Raw genomic sequence first — 6,011 nt, forward strand, 5'->3', positions numbered from 1 at the left:
CTGCAGATGGCGTTGGCGCGCTCATCAGGCAGACCGGGTGTAATCCTTATAAGCTGTGTCCGTCATCGTCCTCCAAGCTATGACCGGTATCGTCGCCGCGCCCTTGCAAGAGCGGGTGCGTTGCATGGGCGTGAACGTCCGAAAGTTCCTCAGAAATTGCGATGATCTTGGTAGAGGCTATTTGGTGCAGCTCATCAACAACGGCCTCGGCGCGGTCCTGGCTGTCCGGCAAACCTTGAGCCTGGAAGTGGGCCGCTGCGGTCGAAATATCGTCGCTACGCCATTCCATAGTCGTTCCCAATGTGACGTTGTGATGGTTGCCAAAACGGGCAACAAACGCCTCGCCGTCTAGGCCGTAGCTGCTGGCCGTGTCAGTGACTTCCTTGCGGATCTCGACCCATTGCTCGGCTTGCGGATAATCCAAGGTATCCATCTCAGCGGTGTCCATCAGCGTTGAATAACGCCTGTCCTCCATGATGAAGGCTTGCAGGTCAGGATCGTTGGGCCGCATATTCGCAACGTCGCCTTTCAGCTCACCTATCTGAATATCCATTGAGACGCGCAGATGGGGATCTTCAACCTCACGCGCCAGTCCTTCCATTTTCTCGATGGACTGCAGGATGTCGGCGGACTTCTTCGACCAATTGTCACTGGCATCCTCGCCCAGCGTATCGCGCATGTAGGCGTCATAGCGAACTGCTGGCGGCGAGTAGTCTTCGGAGGATTGATAGACTTTATGATCGACAATATCAGCCATCGCCGAGAGGGTTCCACCGCTCTCCGCGATATGCTGGTGATCGTCAATATGCTGGATTACACGGGCCTTCAGATCGGGGCTGATTGTTTCCTCATCGCCGCCTAATGCGATGTGCTGACGCAGCTCGTGCATCAGCTCAGGCGACTTGTATTCGGGGCCTCCCGGCTCACCGTAATCATCAAAATGATGGGCCTGATCCAGTAGATGTTCCATTCTCGATACCATAGGTTCTTCTCCTTCAATGAGCTTGATGGCAAACTCTTCGATCCTTTCGCTGATGGCGTTGGCGCGCTCATCAAACAGATCGGACATTCTTGCGATGGATAAAGTCATCACATCCGCAGCCCTGTCACGGGCCGTAACTTCGACTTCCGGGGTGCTTTCAACAAGTGACAGTCCGGCCTGAACTTTCCACGTGTCTGTCTCCACTTCCTGCCGCAAACCGCGCTCAAGGCGGGTCGTCGCGGTCAGCTCAATGCCGTATCCTTCGGCAACCTCAACCTGGATGGCGCGCTGAACGTCGATGTTCATCTCGCTGCTCATGCCCATAGCGAGCCACTGCCCATGCTCGACGCCTCGGTTGTTCACAACGATGTGGACATGGGGGTTATCGGTGTCGTTGTGGAACACTGTCAGGTAGTCCCAGGTATCGCCAAAATCTCTGCTTCCAAACAGACGGTCCGCGAACTCCAAGCCCGCCTCATGCGCGGCGTCCGGATAGGTGCCTTCGGGAAAAGAAACGATCATGTGACGGGTGTAACCGTAGTTGGTTTTCCCGTTGAAATCCTCCGCCCAGGTCTCGATCAAATCCCTGACCTGATCCGCATCAAGCGGGGTCACGCCATTGTCCCGGATGTCCAAAACACCCTCTGCCCGGACGGTCAGGTAACTGATCTGGCGGCGCAGCTCATGGGCGTTGTTCACCCCACCTTTGCGGACGTGTTTCACAACCGCCTCGGGCTTTCCGACCACAGCACCCAGCCGCGCCTTGATGGATGAGGCCCGCGAGATCATGAACTTCATGCGCTTGGCGGTCTGCAGCTGCAGGCTGATCTGCTTGGATCGATCGATACCCTTCTGCGCTTCCCGGAAGGCAAGCTCCAGGAAATCCCCTGCTGTCAGATTGCGAGCCGCGACATTCATACTTCAGATGTCCAATCATCGTCGCGCAAGATCCGGCGAATGGCGGCCTCCGGTTCTCGATTTCGGCGGGCCGCTGTGATCAGCGCTTTCAGGTCTTGCCGGTGCTGGATGATCGCACGATGGAGATTTTCGACATCGCGCCGGTCGTCATCCGTCCAGATCACCGTGCCGCGCTTGGCCGATTTCGCCAGTTGATTGAGGTTGGTGTATCCACCCTGAACCTGCCGCAAGTGCTTCTGCCAGAGACCCACAACAGCGGGGTCAGGATCGAGATACCCGATCAGACGATAGATCAGTCGTTGGATGATTTGGTTGCGGCTCTTGGCTCCGAGCGCAGTCACGGCCCCCTCCAAAAGCTCCAAGGCATCTGACGGCAATCGAACAGAAAAGACAGTGGTGTCGGCTGGCTTGCTCAATCTATACCTCAGGTTGTATTTGTGATTTGTAACACAACTACCTTATCCTGTCATAATCTCCAAGAGTAAACCGATGGGATTTTAGAAATTCGTATTTTCTCAAATCGTGATCGGAGTAACTTTGCTCTAGGAGTAAATTTCCACGCCGGGAAAAGGGTTCCGCCCCTTTTCCTTAAACAGGCGTGGGTGCCGGTGGACTGGCGCAGGGCAATCACGCAACGCGTGGGCTGCCCGAACAGCGCCCGTCACTTTCCGGCACGTTAAATGCGATCTGCATTTTCCGCGCGCCTGGGCGCGCTCAACTTCCCGACGCTTTGGCGGCGGGTGCCGACGAGTTGGCTGAACTTCAGCCGCGCGACCCGACGAGCTGACCGACCGTCGCATGTCAGGTTAGGGTCTCTCGGTCGGGATCTTAGCACAGTGGCAGTCGCGCGGCTTCGCGCTGGGTGGCGCGAGCGGGGACCGAGCGCGCGGCCTTAACGCTGGCTCTGAGCGGTCCCGTGGGATAGATGCTGAGAATGGAAAGGTTGAAGTTTTTCAGACCGCGTGACAACAGCACTACCGAGGGTTGTACGTTGTGAAGGCTTGGGATTATCCGTTTGAGCTGGTCCGGATCAACTGCAAGACCTGCGGGCGGTACGGGCAGTACCCGAAAAAGCGGTTCATTGAGCTGGTCGGTGCTGACACGCCGCTGCCCTCGGCACTGAAGATCATCGCCAAAACATGCGACCGTGAAAAGGACGGGCTGGCCCTGCACAACCGATGCGGCGCGGGCTATCCGGACCTCGCCCGGATGGTCGATGATAGCAAGAACTGGACGCGCTGAAAGGGCGGGGTCAGTCTCGCGCGACGGTCAGTCGGGCGGCACGGTCAGACTTCCAAACCTCGATAGTGGCGCGCTGTTCCACGTGCCAGCAAAACGCTGCAACTGCTGCCACCAGAAGGGCACCGGCAACAGCAATGTCGATGGTGTGATGAACACATTTCTCAAGCATCGGAATCCTCCTTTTCGTGGTTGCAGACCGGGCACGGAATGCCCCGCCGAATTTCAGTATCGGTCATGTCAAAACTCCATCCGGCGTCATGACCACACTGACCGCATATGAAGTGCCCACCCTTGGCAGTTCGCCAACCGGGCATCATATCGGGGGCTTGACCCACATCAGCCGCGTGCATCAAAACGCGCTGCTCGCGGCGCGGCTGATCGAGCCCCGGCAAGGTGAGCTGGTGGCGCACCTATCCGGCCTCGGGCAAAGGTTCGTCCATCCGGGTCTTGAACCGAATGGTGGCGTCTAAGGCCGCATCCCCGGTTTCGGCCTCCGGAACTCCGGGGATCAACCACGTGTCATTCCATGACATGCGGGCGCGTCCATCCAGTTTGCGGGCCAGCTCGTCCTCTGTTCCTTCCCCGATACAAATCCCGCCCTCGATGTCGGGATGTGCGGAAAGCTCGATGTGTCCAGAACGGAAACAATGGGCATACATTTGCCTGTCCTCTCGATTTCAGTTTTCGGGCTTCGCCCGGCTTAGTGCTGCCAGTTGTCCCGGCCGTATTTGCGGCCAAGAATGGTGATGCGATCCTGCCCGTCGATGGGCACGCTCTGGTGGACAAGCCCACCAAACGGGTTGACGCCGTAGACGGAAACATCGTCATCGCCAAACCCGTAGATCACGAATTTCCACGGTCCCCGGCCCTGCTCACGGGTTTGAAAAAACCCGTCGTAGTTCCGGCATTCCCAGGCACCGGCCCACCAGTTTGCGCCTGGTGTTCCTTTCTCGTTTGGGGCCATCGGTATCAAATCAAGCTGCTGCATTTCTGCTCTCCATCGGGCAAATGGCGGGGGCCGCTTTAGCGGCCTCCCGGCTTTGCAATGTTTCAGTGGGTGGTGGCTTCGGGCTGGTAAGGGTCGAGCTGATCAGATCCCGAATAGTCGGAATAATCGACAAACGCCTCGCGCAACGCGGCCAGCGGATGATTGTCAAAATCATCTACGCGCTGGTCTTCGTCAGGAATCTCGCTTTCGTTGGCTTCGTGGATGGCGAATGTCAGAGCCTCGGCAATCTCAATGAATTCGGTCACTGGCACGAGCTGACCGCTCTGGCGGGGAAACTGCCCATAGGCGACGTCACCAGCCAAGAAGCCCTTGCCGGTTTCCGTGGCAATCTGGCGTGCGATTTTTACAATCGCCTTGGCATCCCATGCGTCATGGACTGCCATCGCCAGAAACTCCGGCGCGTCTTTGGTGCCTTCGTTCTTCCGGCCGTAAATGCTCCAAAACTCGACCTCTCCGGCTTCGCACTGGACGGCGCACCCTTCGCTTTCATCATTTCGGCACGGCATGATTTCGAACCATTCGAATTGGTCCAGCTTGTCGCCTTTCGGCAAGTTGTTGAAACGCTCGTGTGCGGGTGTGTTGACGATTTCATTTTGCATGGTCTCTGCTCCGAGTCAGGGGGTATGCGCGGCCCGGATCGAGCCGCGCGCTGTTCTTCAGGCTGCGAGGCTTACGCCCTTCAGCTCTGCCATCTTTTCAGTGAGAGACCAGACTGCCCGGTTCAGAGCTTTGTTCTGGTCGATGCCTTTGACGCCACGGGTGCGCTGTCGGCGTGTGCGGCCATTGCCATCCTTGACGCGACCATGCAGCCCGCCCTTGATGACGTTCTCCTGCAGAACATTGCCAACGGTCCAAAGATCGGTCAGGCGGTCGGCATTGCGGCGGGTTCTCAACAGAGCGTCAGCCTGAACCGGCGCGGGCTTTCCATCTTCCTTGTGAGCCTCGGGAAAGCGCAGTTCATGCACCACTTCCGCGAACACCTTGCGCTCGGCGTCGTCCAGAGAGATACCTTTGAAGGTTTCAACCTGCTCGGCCACATGGGGCGCATCTTCCAAAACAGTGTATGCGCCTTCGATCACCTCATGAATGGCGTCACCAGAATGGCGCACCTTCACCTCGTTAAAGCTGTCGCCAACCATCAGGCCATTAGCGCAGACAAACCGAAAGAAACCCGGCACCATCTGATAGCTGCTGGTTCCATCATTGGCGTTGACCAAGATGATTTCAAAGGCTTCGCCTTCGGCATTTGTGATTGAGCGGTGGCGCAAGCGCAGCATGTGTTTGGTGAACTCGGCTTTGCCTTCAATGCGGGTGTTGGCCTGCTGAGCAAAGAATGGGTCAAACCCTTCCTTACGCAGTCCGGTCAGAACGTCGATTGTCGGCACCACAACAAAGCGGTCAGACCGGCTTTCGTGGGCTTCGGTTGCGAAGATCGAGGGCACGGCGGAGCGCAGTTGATCGTCGGTCAAGGCTTCCCCTGTGACCAGACCACCGCAGGACATTCCGCTCATATAACGATTGTAACCCATAGACTTACTTCCTTTCTTTCGTGGCGATGCGGTTGCCGGTGTTTCCCAGCTTTCCGCCAATGGGCGCGGCCTTCTGATCTGTTAGCTGATAGATGGACCACATCTATCGGCTGGCAGAACAGGAGGGCGAAGCCCTGCCTGTGGCCCGGGGCGGGACTGTCACGGGGTCGGAGTGGCGAAAAAATGGGAGGGAACCGCGCGCTTGCGCGTGGGAGGAACCGGGTTTTTTGACATGGAGACGACGCGCACCGCGCGGCGCTTGCCCCTTGACCGGCCCGACACAGGATGCGGGCGGATCGGGATGATGGGACCGGCCTGCCGGTCACAGCAG

At 57.8% G+C, this 6,011-nt stretch carries 8 protein-coding genes; 1 reads left to right on the forward strand and 7 read right to left on the reverse strand.

The window, feature by feature from the left end; translation table 11 throughout:
* Positions 1–46 precede the first annotated feature (46 nt).
* Together ACR0LW_RS19300 and ACR0LW_RS19305 are read right to left on the reverse strand one after the other, a co-directional pair.
* Positions 47–1,900: a relaxase/mobilization nuclease domain-containing protein gene (locus tag ACR0LW_RS19300; RefSeq protein WP_480522645.1), complete on the reverse strand. Its 1,854-nt coding sequence runs from the start codon at positions 1,898–1,900 to the stop codon at positions 47–49.
* Positions 1,897–2,241: a hypothetical protein gene (locus ACR0LW_RS19305; protein WP_480883962.1), complete on the reverse strand. Its 345-nt coding sequence runs from the start codon at positions 2,239–2,241 to the stop codon at positions 1,897–1,899. Before ACR0LW_RS19305 ends, ACR0LW_RS19300 begins: the two co-directional genes overlap by 4 nt.
* Before the next feature lie 652 nt (positions 2,242–2,893).
* Here ACR0LW_RS19305 and ACR0LW_RS19310 point away from each other — a divergent pair.
* Entirely contained in the window at positions 2,894–3,142 is a 249-nt protein-coding gene (locus tag ACR0LW_RS19310; protein WP_480522641.1) for a hypothetical protein, read from the forward strand.
* Between the two features lie 10 nt (positions 3,143–3,152).
* On the opposite strand, the gene ACR0LW_RS19315 is transcribed toward ACR0LW_RS19310, so the two are convergent.
* The 5 genes from ACR0LW_RS19315 to ACR0LW_RS19335 form a co-directional block, all read right to left on the reverse strand.
* Positions 3,153–3,311: a hypothetical protein gene (locus tag ACR0LW_RS19315; protein WP_480522639.1), complete on the reverse strand. Its 159-nt coding sequence runs from the start codon at positions 3,309–3,311 to the stop codon at positions 3,153–3,155.
* Positions 3,312–3,552: 241 nt separating this feature from the next.
* The gene (locus tag ACR0LW_RS19320; RefSeq protein WP_480522637.1) at positions 3,553–3,801 is read right to left on the reverse strand and encodes a hypothetical protein; all 249 of its coding nucleotides are present in this window, start codon (positions 3,799–3,801) and stop codon (positions 3,553–3,555) included.
* Positions 3,802–3,842: 41 nt separating this feature from the next.
* Positions 3,843–4,130: a hypothetical protein gene (locus ACR0LW_RS19325; RefSeq protein WP_480522635.1), complete on the reverse strand. Its 288-nt coding sequence runs from the start codon at positions 4,128–4,130 to the stop codon at positions 3,843–3,845.
* Between the two features lie 62 nt (positions 4,131–4,192).
* Complete coding sequence (locus ACR0LW_RS19330; RefSeq protein WP_480522633.1) at positions 4,193–4,750, reverse strand: hypothetical protein; 558 nt, start codon at positions 4,748–4,750, stop codon at positions 4,193–4,195.
* 57 nt (positions 4,751–4,807) lie between these two features.
* Entirely contained in the window at positions 4,808–5,680 is an 873-nt protein-coding gene (locus ACR0LW_RS19335; protein ID WP_152459999.1) for a DUF932 domain-containing protein, read from the reverse strand.
* Positions 5,681–6,011: the final 331 nt, after the last annotated feature.

The sequence above is a fragment of the Ruegeria sp. N4 genome (assembly GCF_056531425.1).